The sequence below is a fragment of the Chlorogloeopsis sp. ULAP02 genome, assembly GCF_038404745.2.
GTDB lineage: Bacteria > Cyanobacteriota > Cyanobacteriia > Cyanobacteriales > Nostocaceae > Chlorogloeopsis.
The window spans coordinates 150625-176312 of record NZ_JAYKTT020000049.1 but is presented as its reverse complement, the minus strand read 5'-3'; the positions used below and the strand labels follow the sequence as shown (position 1 = coordinate 176312).

The following is a 25688-nucleotide window of genomic DNA, read 5'->3' as shown; positions in this document are numbered from 1 at the left end:
CTGTTGTCTTGATTGATTATTTAAAGCTTGATACAGACCTCTAAGCAAATTCGATATATATATTGGGTGTATATCTTGAAATTGAGCGGCTCCCTGTGCATAACGTTCAGGACTTTTTTCTGCCAGTCTTTCCAGAGCAGATCCTAGCCCTGAGCGTGATGGCTCTTCAAAAGGATCTGTAGAATTTGGCTCCCATATTCTAAGAAAGGCAACTAGCTCCCCAATACTCATAGATTCTAATTCTGAGTCAGTCTTGGGACTTCCAAGACCTAAGACTCTAACCTCACCTACACCTCCAGAAACAATATCTGAAAGTTCAACCTCCTTGCCAAATTTATTGACTAAATCGTTATAGCGTTCACGCCAATATGTTGAAAGACTATCTTTTATTATTGTCAGTTTGTGCAACTGCCAATATTTAACCCATTCAGCTTTTCTCTCTTGATCTTCTTGCCAATTCAAGTCAAGTTCAGGATTTTCAATCCAACTTAGAATTTGCGCTTGTTTCTCTACAGCAAGTTGAGCAAAATTATCTTTGAGTAAGTGTGCATATTCATAATCTTCGTAAGAACTAGTATTTGTGAATCGCTGAGAATCAACCAGTTTTTCAATCAGCAAATTAGGATCTGCATCTTGATACTCACGAATCAGATAAAGTGCGATGCGATGAAAAATTCGCCAGCGTCGCTCCTCCAACTTCTGAACAATATTTCGGATTTTCGTTCGATCTTGTTCTAATATCTGTTTTGCTGTATCCCTTACTGCTTCTAGCAAAATTTCTGTAACATCATAAGGATGGTGATTTCGAGGATGATCCTCAATTGCATATCGCCAGATACGTGAGTAATCCTCCAAGATAGGCGAATTATTCTGCTTTTCCTCAGTTTCTGCATTACGTCTAGAGAACTTCATCGCATCATTAAGCAGAAAAATTAGCATAATTAACGCTTTTTCACCCACTATCTTTACTAATTCTGGCACTGAAGTTTTTAAAATTCTTCGATAATGCGAGTTACTGAAACGTATTCTTGGTTTAGGCAAGGGAAGGTAAACATTGTTGTCATTATCGTCCCCATTGTTCAAACTAGAATCTGGCATAACAGCAAGTAATGTTCTAGCCAGTTCTAGTGCCTTTTTAATCTGATCCCCTTGAGCAAGATGTACTATGAGGGCAGCAACTTTCTCTGGAAGTACAGAGGATGAGTATAATGATTCAATCCAAGTTTTAACTTTAGGAATTAATTGTACTGCTTCTTGTGATGCCATCTCAAGTGCAGCATCAGCAAAATCTTCATGGACACGGGGATTGTTGCTTTCTATCTGCCGTGCAATTTCTAGAACCTCTTTCGGCTTGTATTTAGCCATTCGCGCTAGATAACGAGACTGAGGCCACATAGGAAAGCTGATAGTGCCTTCACTAACATCCTCAATAATTTGCGGAGGATTCTTGAAAAACCCTTTATCCTTTAACGGTTTAATCCACTCTGGATTTTGTAGACGATTGAAAAAGTAACTAAAATGCTGTGGGTGAATCAGGAATCCTATAACTTTCTCTATCTGCTGAGGATTGTCTTCTTGTAAGATTTCATCAAGTTTATCTACAGTAGTGTAGAAATTTTGAGCAAATGTAGCGAGAAATGACTCAAATAACTCAAATTGATGACGGATTTTCAGATCATCAGGATCTAATTTCGGTTTGCCGCTATCATGTGTTTCATGTGTTTGTTCCATAAACCACTCTGTTATTTCCCAGTAGTGATTGACTATAGGTTCTAATATATTCAGGTCAAGTTTATTTTCAGAAATACATAATTCAAAAAATAGAAAGGTTCTTGTTTTATTGTTGTATCTTACTGCTTTATGTTTTTTTATAAGTTGCTGAATTTTACTAAATATTTGAAAATTAATAGTAATTTCTTCACTCTCTAAAGATATTTCATCTAAACCAAAGCCATTACTCTCCCAAATATCTGCTAGGTTTTCAACTTCATCTTTATATTCAAGTCTTTCACTTATTTTAGGAATAGAATCAGGCAATCTATTACGAATTTCACGAACAGCATGAGATATAAATCTTAATCTACCAGGAATTGGGATTCCAAAAGTTAAGCAAACTGCACCTTCATACAAATTTGCTAGAGAGCTACTATTTTGATTCAGCCAGGAGAGTATTTTCCTACGGGTCGTTGTCCAGTCCGCTGGAGGTACTTGAGGTAAATCAGATGAGGTAGGGTGTAGATTTTGACTATTTAGTTCCACAACTTCTTCCCTAATACGCTAATAATTGACCTAAACGTTGATTTTTTCAAACTATTATACTGTATAGTTGCTAACTGACTTGATGATAGAAAGCATTTGCTAAAGAACTTACCCATCTTAGTTTCAGTCTTAGCGTATAAAAGACATTTTTGGGCAGGGTTGACTCTACTACTTATCGTAATTTAGTCTCACTCCCCCATTGGGGGATTTTTTAGGGCAATGAGCGAAAAACACCGCCATGAACACGCCCAATTATAGTGCCTTACTGCAAAGCTTTTGGACACCACCTAGTACACCCATTACAGAATATTCCAACTCAAATAACCATCCTACTGAACCAACAGATATTGCTGAATTTATAGGTGAAGATTTACTCTGGCAACAGGCTATCTCTGCCAAAGAACCTAATCTGAAAAATATCCCTAATGACCTACCAAATAAATTAATTAAAGCACTTCAATCATTAGGAATCACCCAACTTTACTCTCACCAACTTCAAGCCTTACAAGCAATTAGACAAGGTAAAAGTTTAATCCTCACCTCTCCCACAGCCAGTGGTAAAACTCTCAGCACATACCCCGCCATTCTGGAAGGTTGTATCAATGAAGAACATCGAGCATTAGCATTTTATGGACTACGAGCATTGGCGCTAGACCAGTTCCACAAAATCTCTGAACTACTCTCTACCATACCCATACAATCCAGACCTATACTGGCAATGATCACTGGAGATGTCAAATCAGAAAAACGAGAACAAATCCTCAAGAGTGAACCGCATATATTAGGTGTCACACCAGAATTAATCCATTTTCAACTCAAGCAAGCCTGGAAATCCGCGCATTGGGCAAACTTTTATCAGCGATTGCGCTACATATTAATTGACGAAGCTCACACCCTCTCAGGTAGCTATGGCGCAAATATGTCCTGGCTGATTCGTCGCATTAAACTAGCAATAGATCATTACGGTGGCGACTCCAAGAAACTGCAATTTATCTTCCTGAGTGCCACTTGTGGTAATCCTAAACAACTGGCTCTGAAAATCTCTGGTTTGAAACCAACTAAACTCAACCCCAAACCCCTGATTTGGATTCGCAAAAGTGGAGCAGCTTCACCATCTAGACAAGTAATTGTTACTCAGCCCAGTTACAATCTGACTGGTGATACCGCTCGAATAATTCAATTTTTGCTCAATCAAGGTAAGTCAGGTATCGCCTTTTGTAACTCCCGTCGCAGCGTGCGGGAACTAACAGAATTACTCAAATCAAACCAAGTAGCCGCATTCTACAGTGGCATAACTTCTGAGCGTCGCGCAGAAGTAGTTGACCAACTCCAGTCTGGCACAATCAAGTGGATTATTGCCACAGAAGCATTAGAAGCCGGAATTGACCTACCAGAGTTAGAATGTTGTATTTTGCGTGGCTGGCCTGGCTCCAAAATGGCGTACCAGCAACGCAGTGGTCGAGCTGGACGTTCTCAGTCTGGACTGACAGTGCTGCTTCCCAATGCTCTCAATCCCATAGACTGCTATGTAGCAGAACATCCAGAAATGCTGGTATCGCCAGAAGCAGAAGAAGTGTTCTTTAATGACGAATATCCCATCTTTGCTGCTAAACATTTGATGTGTGCAGCCGCAGAAACTGGTATTCCTACTAATAAAATAAAGCACTACTTTGGCACAGCCGCTCTAGAGGTAGCAAAACTCCTGTTAGCCCAAGGGCATCTAAATAAAGGTCGTAATGGACTGTGGGCAAAGGGTTATCCCCATAAAGATGTTAACTTTCGGGGTGGCTTATCCCAAACTAGCATCAAGCTAGTAGACGCAGAATCTGGGGAAGAACTGGAGGAAATCTCAGAAGATATTGCTCACCGAGAAGTCCATCCCCAAGCCATCTACAAACGACAAGATGCCAATGGACGAATGCTGACTTATCAGTGCATCTCCCTTGACTTGAACAGCAAACAAGCAATTTTAAAACAGACAGCAGATAGCTCACTGTTTACAGTTGCAGTTACAGAATCAGAAACTAGTAGCCTAACAGTGCTGACAGATCCGGTGAAGTTACCATTGCTGTTTTCTCAACTCAGTGAAGTTGATGACTGTCAGGAATATCTAACCCTGGAACTTAGTTTTGGTGAAGTTAAGCACATTACCAGTGGTTACAGTTTAATGACCCAAATCTATGAGCAGACTTGTTTGAACAAGCGGTGTCTTAACTACAAAGAGCCGCTACCTAAAGAACGTCGTTGTCCACTTTGTAGCAAACTCACACGTAAGGCTGTAATTGTGAAAACCCTGTCAGAAGAAAAGTTTGAGCAGCCTTTCCGTACACGATTTTCCGCACCAATGGTCAAAGTAGCGATTAACTCAAGTGCGCGGGAATACCTCCAGCATAATGCCTTGGAAACTAGAACCAATTTAACCCGCAGTGGAGAACCGATTCCACCAGGCTATCAACAGCTATGGGAATATTCCACTACCTTGATTGCTATCCACAGCTTTGGGCATCAAATTATGAGAGCGTTACAGCTGGTGGCTAGAGTTGACCCAAAACAGGTGAATTTTACAGTAGTGAAGGAGTTAGGGGAAAATAACAATTACACAGGCTATTTTTATGATACCAGTGATGGTGGTAATGGTGCGGCTGAGGCTGTGTTTAAGCATTTGCCAAAACTTGCTGGTGCTGCGAGAGCGATCGCACAGGATTGCAACTGCGATACTGGCTGTGCCAAGTGCCTAATTCAACATGGTTGCCCTGATGGTAACACTGCTTTATTGAAGCAAATGGGATTACTGTTGTTAGATGCGATCGCTTCCGACAAAACTTAGCCCATCGCTACACCTGATGTTTGACACAAGCATCGTCGTAGACATCGCTCAACTTCCAGATTTTATTGTTCCAGATACTCAATCACTGCCTCCAAGTCTGCGATGCCTGCGGCGGGCTACGCCTACGCTCGATTAAATCGATTGAGCATTGCTTCTGCTACTTCTGGTTGGGCGTTGACAGTCGGTAGTTTTTCCCTTACCACATTTTTGAGTGCTTCTAGCCACAGCGACAAAGAGGTGCCGCAGCTACACCCGCCGCAGGCATCGCTATAATAAAACCAGTATTACTGAGGTAAAACTCACAATGTCCATTACACTTGATCTGCCACCGAAAGTTGAGGCACTGTTGCGACAGCGTGCTGAAAGTACTGGACAAGATATTTCGCAAATGGCGCTAGCGGTGCTGACTTTAGGACTGAGTTTGGACGATCAAGATTTTTTTGAGGCTTTAAAGGGAATCCAACGTGGGCTTGATGATTTTGAGCAAGGACAATTTTCGAGTTTAGAGGACTTCATTGCTGAACAAAATCAGAAATATGGATTGTCTCTTGAAGCATGACGTACCGCATTGATTTCTCTAGCATTGCGAAAGCCGAAGCGGATGCCGCATTCTTAAGTTTTTCTCAGTCTACCACAGATGAACGCGCTCAACTCTGGTATCAAGGGCTAATTAAAGCAATCGTCTCTCTGCAAGAAATGCCTCGGCGCTGTCCAATCGCTCGAGAGGATGCCTTCTTTAGTCAAGAAATTCGTCAGCTTCTTTACGGGCAAGGAAAGCAAACCTATCGTATTCTATTTACGGTTCTTGAAGATCAGCCTGTTCCCACGGTGAGAATTCTCCATATTCGTCATGGCGCACAGAAGACAATTGGTGAGCCGGAAGTAGAGGATTGATCGTATTGACATTCCATCCACAATATCTTCCTCAAGATATGGAGTGTAGGCGTAGCCTGATGGTGACGGGCTACGCCTACACTCCTTTGCCCAAACCACGTTGCAGAGCAATCGCCCGCCTTTCGCAGAAAAACAACATTTGTAACAAATAAAGAAGTAATGAGAGCAATAAAAATAAAACGGAGCGATGGCAACTCTTAGAGACGCTACGCGTAGCTTGCTTAAGAGTAAGGGTACGCCAAAGCCTTTGGTTAACGCATATTGAAGCTCTAATAGACTGAATAATATCCAAAGTGACAATACAATACTGCTTCAGATTTAGTGCAGTAATTTTACAGTTATTATTAGATGTGCTTGATTTACCTGATATTAGCCGTATTATCGCTGAGTGCATAGCAATCAACCGCCGAACAATCTGATCGATCTCTAAATATAATATGCTGTAATCAATGACTGCCTGACGAATAGGTGTATGTCCTTGATTGACAGCTAATTCTTGTATCTTGGCTGTACCTATAATTAATTTGCAGCTTACCGCTGCATTGGAGAGATGTTATATTCTCTCCACCATGCCAGTAATTAATCTTGCCGATATTCAACAAATTACTAAAACACAGCAACAAGTCCTATTCCCCAGTCAAAAATATCATCCAAATCGCTCTGCCTTTGACTCTATAGTTGCAGATAACTTCTCTTTGGTGATGAAACAACTATTTTTAGGACTTCCTATAGAACCTTTATTAAATGCCTATCCTCAAATTGCTCAGTGGGTTTCTCAAACACAGGAACTTGCACCAGAAATTTTTAAATCTCGGAAAAAGTTATTAGTCGATAATCCAGTTATTGCACCTCTTGCAATTAATGACGACAAACACTTTATTCAAGTATTAACAAATATAGCATTTAAACAAGGTATTCCCAGGCTTTATGAATGGGCTATACGCCATCCCTACTTAAGCTGGCAAGACCGGGTAAAGTTGTGGACTACGGCTAGACAATACTCAGTTATTCCTAACCAAATACAAATCGTAATTTTAGCATTACATCCTGTGAAACCAGCCCAAAGATTAAATGTACGCTGGAATAAAAAGGAGCAGATGCAGACTGAAAAATGGTTAATTAAACTACTGACTAAACCTCAAGATGAAAAATCACAATCAAACATAGTCATTCCTGAGTTATCGTCAATGGTCAATTTAGAAGCTATTCCAGAAGTCAAGATTTAAGAGGCTAATGCCTCTGCCATTGGCAAATGTTTATTAAAGATAACACCAATGGTACTCAAATCAACTTTTGAACATGGATGGCTATTATCAAAACTACTGAAATTAGATGATGAATATCAAGGTAGATGGGAGCAATGGCGATGGACAATGGAAACTGGAGAACTACCTAAAGAAATACCACAAACTGAGTTTTTAGACTTAGGACATCCTCAAGTTTTACAGATGCTCTCAAGCTGTCTGCAATCTATTTCTATAGGTGGATGTGGCAGTCCTTCCAGATTTATTCCCTATTTCACTGACTGGTTACTTTATGCTCTAGGGCATCCCTGCATTGCTAAATTGCCTCATAAGCCAGAGGGATGTAACGGTGCGAGTAATCGTCTTATTCAAGAACTGGAACTGAAGCTTTTGATTTCTTGTCCCTTCGATTACTTCGGTCATTTGTTGGCTGTTAATCGTTACGGACAATCGAGAGCTAAATTCTATCCTACTCCTACTTGGACAGCCAGGACAATGGCTATTGCAGCGGTTGAAAGTTCTGCTGCAATAGCACCATTTCATATATATGAACCAGCACTTGGTACAGGAAGATTAGCATTGGAAATGTCCAATTATGCCATCAGTTTGACAGGCTGGGAGTGGGATTTACTACTAATAAAAATAGCAAGTTTAAACTTCATGCTTTACGCTCCCTACTTGGCATTGCCTATTCCTAGTTTGGGTGGAGATTTAGTCATCGGAGACACCTTGACTGGCAAGGGTATTTCTTTTATCCGACCAAATTTAAAGTATGAAACTCCCGCATCAACACCTAAACCGAAGCTAAATAATAGTTTGCTAATTAATGGTATCAAATATGAAAATACTAAATCAGAAAATATGTTGCAAGGAAGTTTATTTTGATGGAAATTAAAATTACTGAATGGCAACAACTATTTCAAAATTGTGTTAGTAATCCTCCTCTGCCAATTTCCTTGCCTACTGTAGCACTTGCCAATCCTCCCTATTGCAAAATTAATCTCACTTCCGATTCAGAATTAGCCCGATTTGAGATGGCTTATAAATGGATAAAACACGGAGATGGAAGCTACGTTATTACATCCAAGTTGAAAACCCAAGCAGAACAAGAGTGCCTGTTTGTAGAACAGTGTTTAAATCAATTGCAACCTGGTGAAATAGTCTGTATCTTGGTATCTAATGGAATTCTGTCTTCATCTAACCAAGCACACTTTCGCCGATGGCTATTAGAAGACATGGCTTTGCTAATTGCTTCCATTCAGTTACCTACAGAAAACTTTCAGGTAGAATGTGGATTGGGAATTATCACCAGCTTTTTAATTCTTCAGCGCAAAGGTGGAGATTTACCAATACCAGAAGACTACTCAATCTTTATGGCAGTTGCGGATAAAATTGGTTTTGATAGTCGAGGTCGTCGTCTCTTCCGTTCAATGACAAATGAGCAACAAACCCAAGAAATTGATAGTGATTTACCGCTAATTATGGAAGAATTTAAAAAGTTTATAACAGAAGTTTGGCAAAATCATATTGGACTAAAATAATTCAGGAGTTACAGGTGAATTACAGGAGTGCATCGGGGAGCATCTCAATAGCACTCTCCGAGTTGACACCGCTCAGTTTGACACCACTCAGGTTGGCAGTCAGATTGGCAGGGAATAACAAGAAGCTGGCATCTTTTAACTGTGACCAAAAGATGTGGGAGTAGTTTACCGCCGTTGGCGCTACAAAGGCACGACGGCAACAGACAACCTATGCCGCAGAACTCCACCAGCTTAAAGCACTTCAGGCAAAATTTCAAAGGCACATCACAAAGCCAGTTGATGTTGATGCACTCACTGGTATCATTGTCCAACTAGCCCAACCTCATTAGGGTGCGATCGCGCAAAAACTTATAGTGTAGAATTTAATATTTTTTTCTGAAAGCCTTGTATAGCAATACTTTTGGTAGTGGCATGGCAAATGGTGGCAAGCTCGCTATTTTTGCCCTCAATTGCTCATTTGAATACATTTATACTATAATTCACCGGATAAGCGCGAGTTAAAACACCTAATCTTAAATATACTTGCATAATGACATCAAAACATACTTTTGAGGAAAGTTCCAATCCCTTAGCACAATTAAACTATATTCCGTTGCTTGACAAAATTATACAATTAATTCAAAGAAAGAAAATTTTTAAATTATCTCCAGATAAAAATAAACTACGGATATCTGCTTATGAACTTGCATATGAAATTGCTATTAATTCAAACCAGGAACCACTAAATACTTTAAACAAAGAAGTAGGTGTTAAAGCTGCAACTGTCAATTTTATTTCAGAAACAGAGTTTTACTCTAAAATTCAAGTCATTGTAGATGAATTAAGAAAACAACTTGATAATGCTTGTGGACAAAATCAAACCCAAGCTTGCTTAGAAAATATTTGTAGCTCATTGTCTGATTTTAATAATCAGCCATCTTTACCATTGAACTATCCTTTTAACCAACCTTATAGTTTCACATCCCAACGCTTAACTATTGAAAATAGTTTGGCTGAAGATAGACGCAAAGGTAGTGAATCAGTCATCAAAGCTCATCATTTAAATGTCAGATTTGAAGGCATCTCGCAGTTTGATAATAAGTTGTTAGAAAGCCTTAGACTTTATATAGATAAAATAGCTGCTCCTGATAGCGATGATTGGCAAGAAGTAACGGAACTTTTAACAGAAATCTCACAACGAAAGAACTCTGAAGTAACTGAAATTGGAAGAATTGTAGATACAGAATCTCTACCCAGACTGTTACGGGATATCAAAATAGACTATCTAGATTATTTGAGAGCAGAATGTGCGAAAACTAATATACACAACTCTAACACCGAAGGTTTTGAATGTTTAGAGACTTTAATTAATCGGTTGAGATTGCTATCAGATTACATTAACGAACCCGATTTAGATAATACACATTTTGAAGTTAGTTATTTATTAGAGACAGCGACTAATCTTAGGACAGCTTTTTCTCAAGCAGATGCTTTTGATAAGTTGCCTGTCGTCCCTGAGTACGAAGGAGTGATAGGCGAAAGCATAGATAAAGAAAAAGGCATTAAAGAATTTAATTTGGGGTTGAGGCTAAAGCTGAATGGTTCCGTAAATACTTATGATGAAAAATCTGTACTTGATTACTATATGTCTGAACTTGATCCTACAAGTCAGCGGCATCAAGAGCAATTGCAAGATCCAGTTAAATCTAAAAACTTTAAAACAAAGGTTTTAATTATTGCTTGTCTCTACTATTTTATTTTTGGCGTCGATGAAGATGGCAAAGTAGCTGATAAAGATTATAACCCTATTCCCAAGTTTGAGATAGATGTTTTAAACAAATTGAAACCAGGTGCTACTTCTGATGAAGAAGTAAAAAATGTGCTAGGCAACATCAGAAATTTAATATTGAATCAGGATGGTTGGCAAGTTAGACAGAAGCTAGCATCTTTAAAAAATCTGTTACAAACTTTTCTTAAAAAGAAAGAAATATTACCTCCTTTATCTAAATCAGTTCAACTATGTATTAACACAGCTATTCTCAATAAAACTGCTGCAAAAATTCTCAAGTCTCGTAATTTTTTTAAAATTGATCTAAATCAAGAAAACCAATCACAAGCCAAAGCAAAAGCTAGAGAGGCTTTAGGGTATATCGAGGTTGTGCAACCTACTGTTAATTTGCAATCTCTTACCTCGCTGGCTGTTACTTTTACTTTTGATGATGTCCGCTATTTCACAGATAGCGATAAACAAAATTTTTCAATGAAATATGACACCACAGGAATTAAAGTATTACCAGGCGTATTTTACCCTATTGCTTACAATCCCGAAACAAAGAAATGGGAAAACCATCCCATATATGAAAAATATTATGAATCACAAAAACTTATTGCTATTTACTGGATACCTAAGCAAGCTAGAGAGACTATATTTAATAATAGTCAATCCCCAGCAGCAAGAATATATAGGCAGGTATTTACTTTACTAACTTACTTGTGTATCAATATTTGTCGAGAACAAATCAGCCTCAATAGCCAGCCTGTCAATGAGAAACTGTTTATTCCAATTGTTAGATTGCATTTAAAAGATATTCAAGATACGACGGAAGATGAAATATTTCTTAGTTCTTTATCTAAAGCATTAGTACATATTTTACGCAGAGATTGTCTTGCCGATACTCAAGGAATTAATATTAAAAATTATAACTATAATAAAACACAAAATAGAGAATATAAACCAGCAGATTTTGATTTCCGTGTCAAAAATGCTTTGTCATCAATGTACGGTTTAGTCCCCAAAACTTTTGAGTTTAAAGGAGGTTATCAACCTCAACTGAATAAACTAGCAATTATAGTAGTTTCTAGCTGGTTAAGTGATGCTGTTTGGGATGAGAAAGACAAAACAGCCAGAATTTCTAATATTTATGGGGAAATTATTGTCATTAATAAGGTATCTGATACAGCAGTAAAAATTGAAACTATCAAAACGTTTGCTGATAATCAACCACACTCGAAAATATATACCCAGCCAGAGATTATTAAAGATGAAATTAGCAAGCTTTACCAGCAAGGGTATCAACATTTTCTATATATAGCCAAAGCTCCATATAGTAGAAGCTTGGGTATAACTAAATTGGAATCCGACCCAGATTCATTATTCTTTATGTCTCAGAGTGTAGTTCAGTATCTTAAACAAGGCAAACCAGATATTAAGCTGTATCCAATATTTATGGATACTTATCCTGCCCTAAATTTAACTCCTGGAACAGTTGATTCTTTTTACATTCCTGATACTGAAGAATTAGAAAAGTTATCTAAAGATAAAAGCCAACAAACTAGAGTATTCCTTAACCTTTTTACAGGACGTTCTGTAGACAAGCAACGCACATTTTTTAACAGTGTAGTTTGTTACAGTACTTTATTAAATATTTATGATGTTGCTGATACCAGAGATATTATGGCAGGTCTTCTGGATAAAAATTCACCTTTGCAACAAGCTATTGTGCAGTACATTACTTTATTTCATTTTTCTAGATACGAAGTTAACCGAAATATAGCATTTAAGCTGAATCCTTACAGTAAGCTAATTGGAGATGAAGGTATCGGTACAATCTCTATTTACACTTATTCCAATAGAAACGTCAAATTTAATAACCTAGCCTTTTTGACTAGCATCAGGAGTGCGCTTTATGGCAGATGATTTAGGCATTAATTTAGGTCGGGTATTTGAAATAAGCTTTAATATCGGCATCCTAACTTATTTTAAACACTCAAAGTTTCAACATTCCTATGACGATGTTTATCTAAAACCGTTAAGTAGTTTATATTTACATAAAATACAACAAGCTATTACCAAGAATTATATAGATAAATCTCATAAGGAGATTATAGGAGACTGGGTAAAGTTGTTTATCCAAAAAGGCTGGACTTCAGGCTATAGCTTTATTAGAGAGTATATAGAAGCAACTGGCTGGCGTAATAAAAGCAAAATAGAAATTCTTTATTTTCAGTGTGACTTCTACGGCGACAACTCCTTTGGTATTTTAGACAGAGATGAAATAGTTTGCTACAAAGAAATTTTGGAGAGCCAGGGATTTGAAAATGTAGATATCAATCGCTACAAAGACACTGGTGAATTTCTGAAAGCTGATACCCTCTTATTGACTCGGTATTTGGGTAAATATCGTATCTTGACTGTAGACTTATCCACCTTTACCACTTCAGCTATTCATTCTGTAACTGACTTAAATAATATCCAAACTTTACAAGATTCATTGTGTACCGAGTTGAACTATGTGCGATCCAAATCTAGCTTTTGTGGACTTGGTATAGATACTGGTAACAGTAGCGACAAGGACAATAAGCTTAACGAGATTTACTCCAAGGAATTGGTGCAATACTTTTCTGCTTTCAAGACGAAAGATAAAGAAGCTGTTAAGGTTATCCAAGCCTGTAGTTACGCCTGGAGCTTTTATAAATTTTTACTATCATCAGGTAAAATATCCTCCACTGACCCAGTGAAGTTTAACTGTTTTGGGTATAGTGACAGGATGATTAATGGCATTACCCTCACTAAAGAAAAAGATGATGGTCAAGATAGCCTGGAAATATTAAAAACTTGTTACAAAATCTACAAAGATAAAAGTTTCAAAGATATTAATGATAGCCGCAGCAAAGTACTTGAAGTTATTAAAAGCAACGCGGCTAGAAACTTTCAGGATGGTAGAAGGTTCGTTAAAGATATAGTTGAAGCCAAAAAGGATACAATAAGCCACATCCAAAATATTGAAGTATTTGAGGCGGAAAAACACTTCTTTAATACGGCTGGTATTGTACCTGAATCAGTAAAGCAATCCCTACAACTAACAGAAACCAAATTCAGAGATGCTCATGCAGAGTTAATACATCGGGCGCTTGCAGATTCTAGAATAGCATTTCTGTTTTTGACCGGAAATCCCGGAATTGGTAAGACTACAGCAGTTGCAAAGCAAATTATTAAACAGCTAAATGAAGGTTCGCTCCTGATATATATCAGTCCTCGTATTCAGGTAAACAGGGATATTATCGAGAAGTTTAGAGAAAAACCAGACCTAAAATTATTTGACGATAATTTGATTTGTATTAATACAAACAAAAGAATAATTGATTATGCAAAGGGGCGCTATGCTGTTGAATACCATAGCAATAAACTTCACGGAAATAATTCAATAGGACAGGTTCAATTCTTAGATGCTAATACTTTAAAAGACAATCCATTTGAGCTTTCAAGTGAATTAGTTAGATATGCAGATAACTTGATACAAGTGGAGAGACGTAACCAAGTTGGAGTATTAGCAACTTTATGTGAAGCGATTCACACCTGTATTATTAATCATGATTTACCTAACAATATTGTTGCTACTGCGTCAATTCAATCACTTAAGGAAACTCGCTACGGTAATACTTTAAAGCATTTCAGTAGAATATTTAGCAGTGCTTATAATTCCTCAAGCAAGCCACCTGGAATTATCAAAAACAGGATGAAAGCAATCGCTAATCGTATGAAAAATATTTTCATTATGATTGACGAAATTACAGGTTCCCAAGAAGGAGTAGCTTTTTTGCATGGCATTTTAGAGTTTATTGAAGAATATGATTTATTAAATCCTGAATATGGCTTTAATATAAAGGTAATTACTGCTGACGCATCACTGACAATACAAGACGTAGTTAACAGTCATCTTGCTAACAACCAGGTTCAAGGGGACAAAATATTTGTTAGGCAAGTTGCAGATTCTATGGGTCAATGTTTATCAATTGAAGAATTTGAATTTTTAAGTAAGCCGGCAACTCTAATTAATGCAAATTCCTATCCTGCTGACAAGCTGACCATTAATTATGAAGTGTTTATACAATCATTAAACTCAGAAAAAGTTGCAGATGACAATTTCAAGTTAGATGCTAATGTTGCTGAAAAAATAAAAAATGATATTTTGAAGCTACTGAAAGCTAATGATGGTCAAATTATAGTTTATATTCAAAATAAGGATAGCCTTAAGCAATTAATTACTAATATTTCCAAAGAAAGACCGAGCTTTAAGCTATATCAAGAGTATTTAGAAATACACGCTAGTTTGTCAGATAGGGAAGAAGCTGAGATTCAGAGATATCAAAATCAAGAACAAATAAAAGTAGTCTTTATGACTGCTTCAGCATCTCGTGGCTTGTCTTTCCCTAATACTAAATATATTCTGGTACAAATTCCTGGTTTCCAAATTGAGCAAAACTTAATGGAAATAATACAAGTAATTTACCGAGGAAGAGGAGGTGAACTAGATAAAGGCGATAAAAATTTGACTTTTTACTTATCTGATAAAGCAATATATTACCCTAAAAAACTTGATGAAGACGGAAACCGTTTAAGTGCTGATGAATCTGAAAAACTTGCAAATCTTTCATTGCAAGAGGCTTGCTTGAATGTACTAAATATTCTGATTATTCTCAAAGCCTCTATTATGACCAGAATTGTGGGTTCAGGACAAATAGGCAGAGAGCGATATGTTATTATTCCTATTGGTGGTAAATCAATTAGCCAAGCGGGAGAAACCTTTATTGGCTCATTGGCTACTTTATTAAGAGAAATCCGTAAGGAGTTTAAAAAGCAACCTGAAGATAGCTTGTTACGAGATATCGAGCATACTTTATATGAATTGCTTTCTGTTCAAAAAACCGAAATTATTCCTTATTCTCAAAAAGAATCATTCTCCGAAAATCAAGAAGTATCCTATTTTTCAATGGGCTTTCACGTTTTATCCCAAATGGAGACTAGTCTTGATAAATTACTTAATCTTCCACCGATTGAGCAAACATATGTCAGAGGAAGTTTGCTAATTGTACCGTTATCAGAAAAGTTGGTAAAGGAAACTAATTATATCGATTTAGAAAAAATTATTGACCCTGAGCGGAATGAAGACTTTATCAAGAAGCTTGGACTTTTGGTCAAATCTGGGAAGTATCCAAAACAAATTACTAGTGCTGCTTATTCCCTAATAGACTTAGCAAGAACACTTTTTAGTGAGTTAGAACGTTCTCAAAAACTAAGTCAGACTTCACGTTCATCAGAGCGTTATTACGCCTTGCCTATACAGACCTTTATCTCATTCCACGCTTTTGAAGATTATTTTGAAAATGAGAGAATAGTATCTAATCTATCTTTCAGAGATATTTTGGCTAAGTATGTTTATACACTGGCTTTAGCATACAATATTTTGCCAATTGACTCTAATTATCAAAATATTCCCTATGTAGTCTTTAATAGTGCTGTGATGGATAAATTAAGAAAAAACTTATTTAATGAAAATCAAATATTTCAATCGAAAGAAATGAATATTCTCAATTTAATTCTCTCACAATAAGTAAGATTGAGTTAGATAATTTTGGCTACTCCACCAGTAAAATTATTGTCCGTCGCCCACAGCGGCTGATCGCAATCATGCGATCAATAAATACGCGAACCAGTTCCTTTTTCCCCATCCCGTCAAAAGTCAGCTTTGCTAACAACAGCATTGTTAAAATTTACTGCAATCCTGGTGTTTGATAAACTCGGTTAGGAAAATTTTCTAAAACATCAGTTTCACTGCTACTAGACTCCTGTGCAGGTGCTACATCTTCCTCTGGTAATGGCAACATCCGCGCTGCTGACTCAATCCGTTCATGTAATGCTTGTGTTAGCGTTTTAATATCAGGAATTGTCACCTGACTTGACAAAGCAGGTTTAACTTGTGTATCCCAAAGAGCCTCACTATCATGCGCCCGTTTTTCATCGGCTTTGGACACCGGAATAATTAAAGGATAAGGAATTGAAGCTTGTCCCTCGGAACTGTAACCAGGACTGGTAATTACGCACTTGCCTTGAGGAAATTTCAAAATTTCGTCAGCACTGATTACAGGCATTTTTTGTAAATTCTCACTCCAGCTAATTGAACGGCTCATTTGTCCGCCAAGCGATCGCCCTGTGGTACGATTTTTAATCAGCACTTCCTTCTCACCGTAACGTTTGGAGTAATCTTCAGCCGTTTTGTAATTACCAGGATTAAACAAAACATGGGTACTACAAGCTGATGCGATCGCACTCCCCATTTTATCCCCATAAATATCGTAAAGTTGCTCTAAACTTTGGATACCTAGAATAAAGCAGGCACCATTAGAACGATATTCATTAATCCATTGCGGTAAGCGGTCTAGCTTAATTGATGGTAATTCATCCAAAGAAATAATCAACGGGTCTTTGCGGGGACGGCTCAAATTACCAACAATCATCAAGTGCATTGCCGCTGCCAGCAGAGGCCCAACCACACTACGGCGTTCATCATCTAGCTTGAACACCACCATCTCTCTACCTTCAAGCTTAGTGGGAATGTCCGATTTCCCTATAAATGCCCTCAGCAAATCAGCTTGGATGAAAGATGAGAAAGTACCTGCTGCTGTGGTCAAAATCCCCGAAATAGTCTTCTCTGCATCCTTGGCACTCAAAAATTGAATAAATGAAGTCGCCACCCATTCATCCAACCTTTTGGACTGTACCGCATGGTCAAGGCGCTGTACCAGTTTTGGCAACCGCAGCACAGCATAAAGCATCGCCATATCTGGGTAAGGTGAACCCTTAACTAACTGCAATAGTGCTTTAGCTAATAAGTCCCCGGCTTTAGCAAAGAACTCATCACTCTTACCACCATTGGAAGCATTGCGGTTAATCACTTGTCCAATTTCCCCTGCCATTACCCCATCGCGTGCATCACGCATATAATCCAAAGGATTAATAACACCGCTAAAGGGTTCACCGGGGGCAAATATTCGTACTTTATAGCCATAACGGGCTGCTAAGGGTGCATGGAGTCGTAGTTGGTCGCCCTTCTTATCGTAGAGTAAAATCGGAAAACCTTGCTGCATCGCACTTTCTAACATCCGGTCTATGGTAGAGTAGGTTTTACCAGACCCAGGCGCACCTATTACCAGTGTTCCCCTTTCGGCATTGGGAAACCAAACACTAGGAGATGCACCTAACATTGTTTGCAGATTAGTAACTAGCGATCGCCATTTACCTTTTACCCAATAGCGAGGAGTTCCAGACCACAGGGTAACTTTATTGTGTTTGCACTCCTTGATTTGCTTGAGTGCTAGGTTAGTTGCTGCTAGTTTCTCGCTGATACCGGAGACTTTACCAGTGGTGATTTTTCCTTTACCAGTACCACTGATTTGCAACAACAGTAAAACGAAGAGCATTCCACCTATCATCATCCAACCTTGGGGATTGTTATACTGCTGAAACAACTTGCCAAAGTCAATGCTAGCCAGAGGTGCTTGAAAGGATGACACTTCAATTAATGTTGAGTTAGCAGTGATCTGGTTGTCTGGTAGATTCTTGTGGTAAAGGTTCATAGCCGTTAAGTATGGATTTAACAGAAATTTTAGCTGCCAAGTTAAAGCTAAAGTATTGACCTGATGGACATTTTTTTAGAGGTGTTAGAAACTCTATTTCTAGAGGAGTGTCAGATACATGACAACTTTATAAGTGTAGGCAACGAAAAATCAAGTTTTTTCAGTTGCTATTTCCGCACTCGTTCTTATCTCGGCTCAATAGTGAATATTACATTCTTACAAAAAGCTGGACTTTTAGCCAGTGAGGTAATAGCTAAAAAAGACATAGACAAAGCTATCAGTGATAGGGTAGAATTGCGGGCTGATGAAGGCAGTTGGTGTCGTGAAGGGAAATTACCTAAACCCTAAATCTGGGTGATGGGGATAAAAATATAGACAATTATATGGAGGAAAACATTATGAAAACAAAAGCCAATATTCTTTATATTTATGCCGATTTAGCAGAATTAACTTTAGAGCCTATTAAATGTCAACTTTTGGTTAACGAATTAAAAGAATATCATAATGTTACTTTGTATTATGCAATTGTATCTTCTATAGAAAATTATCCAGAAACAACCAAGAAACAATTTATTACAGAAGAAGAATTTGAAAATATTAATTATGATATTCTAATTATAGAAAATAAACTAAAGGTTATTTCGCAGGATGAATCAGAGAAAGTAAAATCTGAAATTCTTCTCAATTTTCGCAAAAATGGAGGTATTGTCATCTTCATGTGCAGTGAAAACGGACAGCCATTTATATCTACTTATAATGATTTTTTAAGAAAAGCTTTGCTACCTATCATTAGACATCCTATCAGTCAATCACAATTCCCAGATGGTCAACCTATAGAAGATTTTCACAGAGAGGATTTTATTAACTGTTACGATGAACAGAATAAAATAAATAATAAAAATTACTATTTTTCTCTAGAAATAAACGAAAAATATTTAAGAAGAGTCGATGAGTCTATTCGTTCAGTATTTAAAAATGTGCAGAGACTAGTAGTTAATTCACCTATTCAAGTGGATGATGCTTTTCGTCTGAGAATTTTACTTCCTGGAAATACTACCACCATCATGATAACATCCAGCGATTTACGTTGGGATGGAGCTATGTACCCTATACTTGGTAGTTACAATGATATTTTCGGTGTAGGCGTTTTAATTACTGGTAATATCTGTCTTGATTCCATCGTCAAAAGTCAAAAAACAGACGCAATTCGCTTCATGCTAAATCTTGTAAATCTACTTTGGGAAAAGCAGCAACAACGTTCACATATTTTTAATTCATCATTGCAAAATCAGGATAGCCAAGATATTGAAGAAGATAAAGCTGTTACTCTAGAAGCGGAAAAACAAAGAGAAGCATCTCTCCTTTTTCCTATGGAAATAGTGCAAAAAACAAGAGGTTATATAGAGAAAGTCGCATACCAGGCAAATGAATGTTACAAACAGGGGCTTTATGATGCTTGTGCAGTAATGGTTAGACGTTTAATAGAAACATTAATAATTGAATGCTATGAACATCATGAAATTGATTCAAAAATTAAGAATGTAAATGGTGATTTTTTTGCACTTAAAGATTTAACATCCAAGTTTTTGTCAGAAACTGAATGGAATGTCAGTCGTAGTAAAAATTTAGAAAAAATAGCCGAGATAAAAGTAATTGGCGATTTATCAGCACATAACCGCCGTTATAATGCTAGAGATTATGATATTAATAATGTTAAAGCTGACATTCGCATTGCTGTTGAGGAATTAGTATACATAGCAGGTTTTGACAAAACAAAAAATGAAACACTAAAATAATAACTAACTGTTGAATACCAATTTAAAATTAGAATTATTTGATAGGTTTATACATTAAAACTGCTAGATTACAGGCAAAATTAATAACTAATTCTTGAGGCTAACGCCTCATGCGTTGGGCAATCATATTTATGTAGTCCAATGGTTAAATCTAGGGTTTCAAACAACTCTAATCGCTCCAATCAATCTACTGCCAAAACTGCTGCTTCTAATCCCAAAGCTAAATCTAAAGCTCCTAACACTCAATTGTCAGACCTTGATATTGACGATATTGACCCAGAACTTCTCAGCGACAGTTATAACCAAGTTAGACGACCGTTACTACCCTACGGCATTGTCGTTAATGACAAACCTGCCGGACTTCTGATTCCAGAAGATCAGCTAGAAAAGGCTGGCTGGCTTGATATGCCTGATGAAAACGACCTAACTATTGTCACCCTAACTGAAGATGTTACTGGACTCTTAATTACTCAAGCACGGTTACTAGTTTTAGCTTTTGTACCAGAGTATATCCGTTATAAATCAGATGTTGAAGATTGTGGTGGTTCTTTTGTTGGGCTTTATGATGAATACAAGCATAACCTTGACAAGAAAACAATGGATGTGTGTTCAGAACATGCACTGGTGTTTCTAGATGAGGATAATCAACCCCTGCATACTACTCCTGTCGTTGTCCGCTTTAAGAATGTAGCTCTCTGGAGTTTTAAGTCGGTGCGTGAGGAGTTTTACCGTTCTTTGGAGAAAACCTTTGCTGACTATTTCCAAGTGCCATTTAGCGGCAAAAGCGACAGGTGGCGTAGCTTAGGTGTGCTGGAAGTTGAGTTCAAAGCTGTCAAAGAGGGCGAAGGTAAGAATAAACACGACTGTTGTAAGACTGTAGCCTATACCAAACCCACCGTTGAAAATCTGTCTCAATTTTATTTGGGTCAACCCGCAGCTAAAGCCCTCATTTGGCAACAACATGATGCGATCGCTGGTTTTAATGAACCTCAATCCCTACCTGCTTTGCCAGGAGAATCGGTATCTGTAGACGTGGAAGTATTGCCACCAAATAAGAATAGGAACAAAACTCAAAGCGTTCGTAAATCCAAACCAGCAGCCAAGCCACCTCGCAAAATTCAACTTATTGACGATGACGACTTCCTCGATGAAACCGACGATTTGGAAGCTGAGTTAGACGATGATGATTTTGAGGAGGAAGATGATGAACTGGATGATGAGGAATAGTCCAATGCAACTATAGCGTCTGTGCTGGTGAACTACCCACTACTCAGTGCTAAGTCATGAGTTCTGAGTCCTGAGTCCTGAGTCCTGAGTAGATTAAAAGTCACTCAGTACTTATGTACTTGGTATATGCCCCGCACAGCATCCACTTGTGGGCGGCCAAATTTTAACTCAGCACGGGCTAAACGCCCCGCTATCCATGTACAGCACTCTTCATCCACCACTGACCTAGATACCGATTTAATGGGAATTTCCTAGAGGTTTTAGATGAAAATACCCTGCCGTAGCTAAGATGACTATGGCAGAGTTATCTTCCAGCTTTCAAGTTATCAACTTCGAGAATTTTTACTATTAGTGAAAAGCTGACTATCAGCAAGTTGATAGCCGGTGCCATTGAAACAAAAATTCAATTGACGTAGATGCTCTTGCTCGGTTTGCAGTACCTTAATGCACGGTAATGCCTGACCTCGGTTCTCTCCCACTGACAACAAATGTTTACCTGTTGGCAGATTGGGATTCAAGTAACTCAAGAATACCTGAGTAATTGGTTTGTCCTTTCTGAGCCAGTAACCAGTATACAGACATCCCAAAGCACCACAGACATCAGGCGTGTTCAAGTTGAAAACTGCGAACCTACCGTCTTTTCCTTCCACACTCCAAGCCAGTATATTTTTAGCAGATACTTTGGAATTTAACTCTGTATTTTCTACAATCACCTGTTCAATTACTGAAGCAGGCACAACATTAGCAGCTTTGTTCCAAGTAACGGCTGCCGCATTTAAGCTACAGCCCCCTAAGCTCATGAGAATCGACAGCAACAAAAAGATGCCCAAACCAATGCGAAACCAATGAACCCAGTAGCGTACCCTCATAGAAGGTGCTGGTAATTGATATGCAGTTGTCTTCAGTGGTTGAGACTGAGTAGAGGAGGCGGAGGAAGAATAAACTCCCTTTCCTTTCGCTGTTTTCCCAATGTGTATTTTTGAATTGGTATCAGTATCAAGTATTTCTTTTATCTCATGGGGTGAAGTAATAGAGGTTTTAGATAAATCTGTCATACTCTACCTTCCATTTTCAGTATTTTTAGCAGTGCTGATGTAGCTAAAATTTACATTGGGAGAACAGGTCAGCGTTCCATTATCGCTATTACTGTTGCGATAACTAGCTAAAGCGGTTTTGCCGTAATCTTTGAGACTGAGACGACCGAGGGCATCTGAGCCATTTCCATCAACTTTGCTGTAATCACCACCAAAGTGTTTTTGAGCCACTCGTTCAATTAGGCGATCGCCCGTAAATGGCTCTCCTGTGGCCGGATCGATTTGCTCTTGTGTCACTTGAATTTTGTTAGCCATATCAACCATAAATGCCCTATCTTGGTCAGATGGAGGAAAAAACTCAAATAGTTCAGCCTCTGTTGGTTGATGCCCTTGCTCCACTTGACTCAGAAACTCTTTACCTCCAGGCTTGGCAGCAATTAACTGCACTGCATAAGGGTTATAACTCATGAACTGGTAGCGACCGAGAGCGCGACCACAATTTAACCCCCCATCTGCACAGGTATGTATGCCAATCGCTTTGTAATCTCCGCTACCAACACTCTCAATTTCCGCAATTGCATTTAAGAGCGATCGCAAATCAATACCAGAGAATGATTGACCTGTTATCGACTGACTACCATTACTAAACGTGCATGGATTAATCTTCTCTCTTACTCCAGTACGGTTGGTAATGCTAGCTTTAGGCTCTCTTGTAGCTCCAGTTGGTAAAGACGTAGTATTTGTCCTCTGTTCACTCAAATTGCCTACAAATATCAGGGAGTTAACCTTGTAGCTGAAAAAAGGAACAGGCCCGATAAAATAAGGTGTACAACCCATTCGCCAAGCACAGAACCGAAAGAACAAAGCCGTATCTACCGTATCAGTAGTTTCATCCGGCTCCATTACCACCACCTTAAAAGCTTTACCAAACGGTAGCCTTCCTGTTGGTTCCCGACCGTTATTCACTGCTTTCAGGATACCCCGCCCGCCCTCGACTTCTTGGTATTTACCGGAAATCCACTGCTTTCCTTCTAACTTACTGCGATCGCTACGACCTGCATTTTCCAAATCATCCAATTCTAAATAAGCGCAGTCTTTTACAGTACAAGGCACAGAAAACCCTTGCACATCGGAACCAGAAATCGTATTGTTACGGCGGTTTTCTGCTGGCCCATGAACTACATCAATCCGCATTACCGAACTACCAATTTCAGTGATGGGATTAGGCATTAATCCTAAAGGTACTTGTCCCAAACCAGGAATATCCGAAACATTGCTATTCATCCAACCTGTAAATTGTTGTAGCTGTACTGCATCTAAGTTAGGAATTGAAGAGATAGAAAACTTTGACAAGTCGATTTCTCCCAGCTTCATTTGCCCAACTTCATACTGTGTTAGTACCTGAGCTAGTGTTAAATTAGATGCAGTAATTCCCTTTGATTTTAGTAAGGTTGCAACAGGTGTAATATTGTTTACTTGTGTATTAGCTAATTCTGGAACAACCTGAGCTAAATGGCTCAATGTCTGCTCCCCAATCAGGGGAAATTCACTCAAGGCAATTTGGTTTAAATCTATACTGTTAATGCCTGTGTTCGCCTCTGGTTGTGTGCCCAGAGCGATCGCCTGGATCGCCTGCAAAGAAAACTCCTCTGCCTGTAATGCTTCACTGATATCTCCTAACTTCAAATATTGGTCAGGAGTCATACCCACATTCCAAGTGCGACTCAGGTCATAACCTAGTGTCTGGCTGTAGGGACTGCCATCAATTGCACCGGATTGACTGATACCTGGTAGCTGGGCCAGAGAAATGCGGCTCCAGTCTGGGAGCAAAACTTTAGTAGCAGGTAGTCGAGACTGAGGATTTGCAACTTCTACAATTCGAGTCGGGAAATTGCCATCACCAATTGTGTTGATTGTAGCTTGTGCGGCGATACTATAAATAATACAATTTATGACAACCAGAAGAGATATCCATGCTTTTGGTATCTTCATAATTCCAGGTTTAAAAATGACAGCAACTATACCCCAATCAGCAAAGTGATTTATTGAATAAAAACCCAATTAATTGTTGCTTATGGGGTATAGGAAGAGAGTGAAAATATGACTTATAACTCTAGCTCCTCTTCTGCTGACTGTTGACTTTTATTAGACTTGTAACCTGAGCCAGAGCCATATCCTGATAATTGAGGATTGGGATTAGCAGCCGATTCAGTGTAAGGTGTATCCCCAAGATTGATTTCAAAAATATTCTCTTGATAACCATCCCTAAATTGGTCTGCTTGCCAAGGATTACTACTATCTCCAGAACTTGATTGCTCAACACCGTAACCTTCAGATTGATAGCCACTGCCAGACTGATAATTACTACTATCGTCAGTATCAAGATTTTGGTTAATTGTGGGTTCGTTATTCATTGACATTACCTAAAAAAACTGTAGCAATGCCAGCATAAAAAGATTTATCTAGTATCAGCCTTCACCTATTGGACATTAATTTTTTAGCCGATTGGCTAATTTTGGTGATGCGCTCATATCGAGATGAAAAATGGAGCAAATGAATTTAATTTCACCAGAAATAATGGCAGAAATTAGTAATGGTAATAGTACCAAACTGCCAGACAACACCCGAAAAATGCTGCAAATTCTGGCAAGTTTAAATACACCAAAAGAATTATTAGCAAGTCTTTTAGAAATAGCTGAATTTTCCCTACACCATGTTCGCTACCTTGCAGGGCCATTGGTAATTCATCGCAGTCCTTGGAGTGATACAATTCCCCAATGGCTGAAGTTTGCTTGTATTCAGGATCGATTGGAACTTATCTTCACTGAATACGAACAGGATCAGGTTGGTGTTTCCAGCACAGCCACAGAAGTTCTTACCTACATGATGCCTGCAACTTACGAAGCACCTCTGCATAGGGACTACGCTGACCTTTATCTTTGGGTAGGTAATCAAGTTTTAACCAAATACGATAAATTACCAAAGGGTTGCAAGAGTTTTTATGAATTTATAGGTGATGGTGATACGAGCAATGCCAGCAATAATCGCATCATTCATTTTAATCAGGTAAAAAATGAATTCGACTATCTTAGCAGATCAATTCGACGCAGCATAGTTAAACACGCAGCACAAGAGGGATGGGGTAAGCGTCATGTCAATACCAAGTCTAACTTAGACTCAACCCAAAGCACTCCAACTCCTAAACCTTCATCAAATTCAACTGTACAAATTAGCCTGTTCTGAATTTTCACTCTTCTCCTCAGTCTATTCAAATTTTCAGTTGAGGATTTTTCTGTTAGGGGGAACCATAAAAATAAATCTCCAGCCGAATTAAGGAATTACTCGTTGTGTTGCCAGGATCGCTTGTGTGACGGTGTTGATAATCCGTTTTTTATTCGGTTTCCGTCTATTTGTACTGATGAACCCAAACGCGAATTTATGTTGAGCGGAGTCGAAACACAGCGTCTCATTAA

General features: G+C 38.4%; 19 protein-coding genes. 13 read left to right on the top strand and 6 right to left on the bottom strand.

Going from position 1 to position 25688, the window contains the following annotated elements:
* Positions 1–2259: hypothetical protein (locus U2718_RS17705; RefSeq protein WP_411813317.1), on the bottom strand; the 2259-nt coding region annotated here is incomplete at its 3' end.
* A gap of 238 nt (positions 2260–2497) precedes the next feature.
* Here U2718_RS17705 and U2718_RS17700 point away from each other — a divergent pair.
* From U2718_RS17700 to U2718_RS17660, 9 genes are all read left to right on the top strand, one after another.
* Positions 2498–5086, top strand: a complete 2589-nt coding sequence (locus tag U2718_RS17700) for a DEAD/DEAH box helicase (protein ID WP_342001457.1) — start codon at positions 2498–2500, stop codon at positions 5084–5086.
* A gap of 102 nt (positions 5087–5188) precedes the next feature.
* Positions 5189–5359: a hypothetical protein gene (locus U2718_RS17695; RefSeq protein WP_342001459.1), complete on the top strand. Its 171-nt coding sequence runs from the start codon at positions 5189–5191 to the stop codon at positions 5357–5359.
* Between the two features lie 31 nt (positions 5360–5390).
* A complete protein-coding gene (locus U2718_RS17690) occupies positions 5391–5645 on the top strand; it encodes a hypothetical protein (RefSeq protein ID WP_094333544.1) in 255 nt (84 codons plus the stop codon).
* Positions 5642–5980 (top strand): type II toxin-antitoxin system RelE/ParE family toxin, encoded by a 339-nt coding sequence (locus tag U2718_RS17685; RefSeq protein WP_342001466.1) that lies wholly within the window; start codon positions 5642–5644, stop codon positions 5978–5980. The genes U2718_RS17690 and U2718_RS17685 overlap by 4 nt, the downstream gene beginning before the upstream one ends.
* A 482-nt stretch (positions 5981–6462) precedes the next feature.
* Complete coding sequence (locus U2718_RS17680; RefSeq protein WP_342001468.1) at positions 6463–7206, top strand: hypothetical protein; 744 nt, start codon at positions 6463–6465, stop codon at positions 7204–7206.
* Between the two features lie 48 nt (positions 7207–7254).
* The gene (locus U2718_RS17675; protein WP_342001470.1) at positions 7255–8109 is read left to right on the top strand and encodes a hypothetical protein; all 855 of its coding nucleotides are present in this window, start codon (positions 7255–7257) and stop codon (positions 8107–8109) included.
* Positions 8109–8765: an N-6 DNA methylase gene (locus U2718_RS17670; RefSeq protein ID WP_342001473.1), complete on the top strand. Its 657-nt coding sequence runs from the start codon at positions 8109–8111 to the stop codon at positions 8763–8765. Before U2718_RS17675 ends, U2718_RS17670 begins: the two co-directional genes overlap by 1 nt.
* A 529-nt stretch (positions 8766–9294) precedes the next feature.
* Positions 9295–12441 carry a hypothetical protein gene (locus tag U2718_RS17665; protein ID WP_342001475.1) on the top strand — a complete coding sequence of 1049 codons (3147 nt, stop codon included), beginning with the start codon at positions 9295–9297 and terminating at the stop codon, positions 12439–12441.
* Complete coding sequence (locus U2718_RS17660) at positions 12431–16135, top strand: helicase-related protein (RefSeq protein ID WP_342001477.1); 3705 nt, start codon at positions 12431–12433, stop codon at positions 16133–16135. Before U2718_RS17665 ends, U2718_RS17660 begins: the two co-directional genes overlap by 11 nt.
* Before the next feature lie 25 nt (positions 16136–16160).
* Here the strand turns inward: U2718_RS17660 and U2718_RS17655 are convergent, their stop codons facing one another.
* Both U2718_RS17655 and U2718_RS17650 read right to left on the bottom strand, forming a co-directional pair.
* The gene (locus tag U2718_RS17655) at positions 16161–16286 is read right to left on the bottom strand and encodes a hypothetical protein (protein ID WP_342001479.1); all 126 of its coding nucleotides are present in this window, start codon (positions 16284–16286) and stop codon (positions 16161–16163) included.
* Between the two features lie 9 nt (positions 16287–16295).
* A complete protein-coding gene (locus U2718_RS17650) occupies positions 16296–18158 on the bottom strand; it encodes a type IV secretory system conjugative DNA transfer family protein (protein ID WP_342001481.1) in 1863 nt (620 codons plus the stop codon).
* 63 nt (positions 18159–18221) lie between these two features.
* Here U2718_RS17650 and U2718_RS17645 point away from each other — a divergent pair, with 63 nt between their 5' ends.
* The 3 genes from U2718_RS17645 to U2718_RS17635 all read left to right on the top strand — a co-directional run bounded on the left by U2718_RS17645 (position 18222) and on the right by U2718_RS17635 (position 21181).
* On the top strand, positions 18222–18506 hold the full coding sequence (locus tag U2718_RS17645) for a hypothetical protein (RefSeq protein ID WP_342001483.1): 285 nt from the start codon (positions 18222–18224) through the stop codon (positions 18504–18506).
* Positions 18507–18556: 50 nt separating this feature from the next.
* A complete protein-coding gene (locus U2718_RS17640; protein WP_342001485.1) occupies positions 18557–19954 on the top strand; it encodes a hypothetical protein in 1398 nt (465 codons plus the stop codon).
* A 141-nt stretch (positions 19955–20095) separates the two neighbouring features.
* Positions 20096–21181: a DUF5895 domain-containing protein gene (locus U2718_RS17635; RefSeq protein ID WP_342001487.1), complete on the top strand. Its 1086-nt coding sequence runs from the start codon at positions 20096–20098 to the stop codon at positions 21179–21181.
* A 326-nt stretch (positions 21182–21507) separates the two neighbouring features.
* Here the strand turns inward: U2718_RS17635 and U2718_RS17630 are convergent, their stop codons facing one another.
* From U2718_RS17630 to U2718_RS17620, 3 genes are all read right to left on the bottom strand, one after another.
* Positions 21508–22236 (bottom strand): hypothetical protein, encoded by a 729-nt coding sequence (locus U2718_RS17630; RefSeq protein WP_342001489.1) that lies wholly within the window; start codon positions 22234–22236, stop codon positions 21508–21510.
* Between the two features lie 3 nt (positions 22237–22239).
* A complete protein-coding gene (locus U2718_RS17625) occupies positions 22240–24207 on the bottom strand; it encodes a M23 family peptidase (RefSeq protein WP_342001491.1) in 1968 nt (655 codons plus the stop codon).
* 113 nt (positions 24208–24320) lie between these two features.
* Complete coding sequence (locus U2718_RS17620) at positions 24321–24629, bottom strand: hypothetical protein (protein WP_342001493.1); 309 nt, start codon at positions 24627–24629, stop codon at positions 24321–24323.
* Between the two features lie 130 nt (positions 24630–24759).
* Here U2718_RS17620 and U2718_RS17615 point away from each other — a divergent pair, with 130 nt between their 5' ends.
* On the top strand, positions 24760–25458 hold the full coding sequence (locus U2718_RS17615) for a hypothetical protein (RefSeq protein WP_411813316.1): 699 nt from the start codon (positions 24760–24762) through the stop codon (positions 25456–25458).
* The last annotated feature ends 230 nt before the right edge of the window (positions 25459–25688 follow it).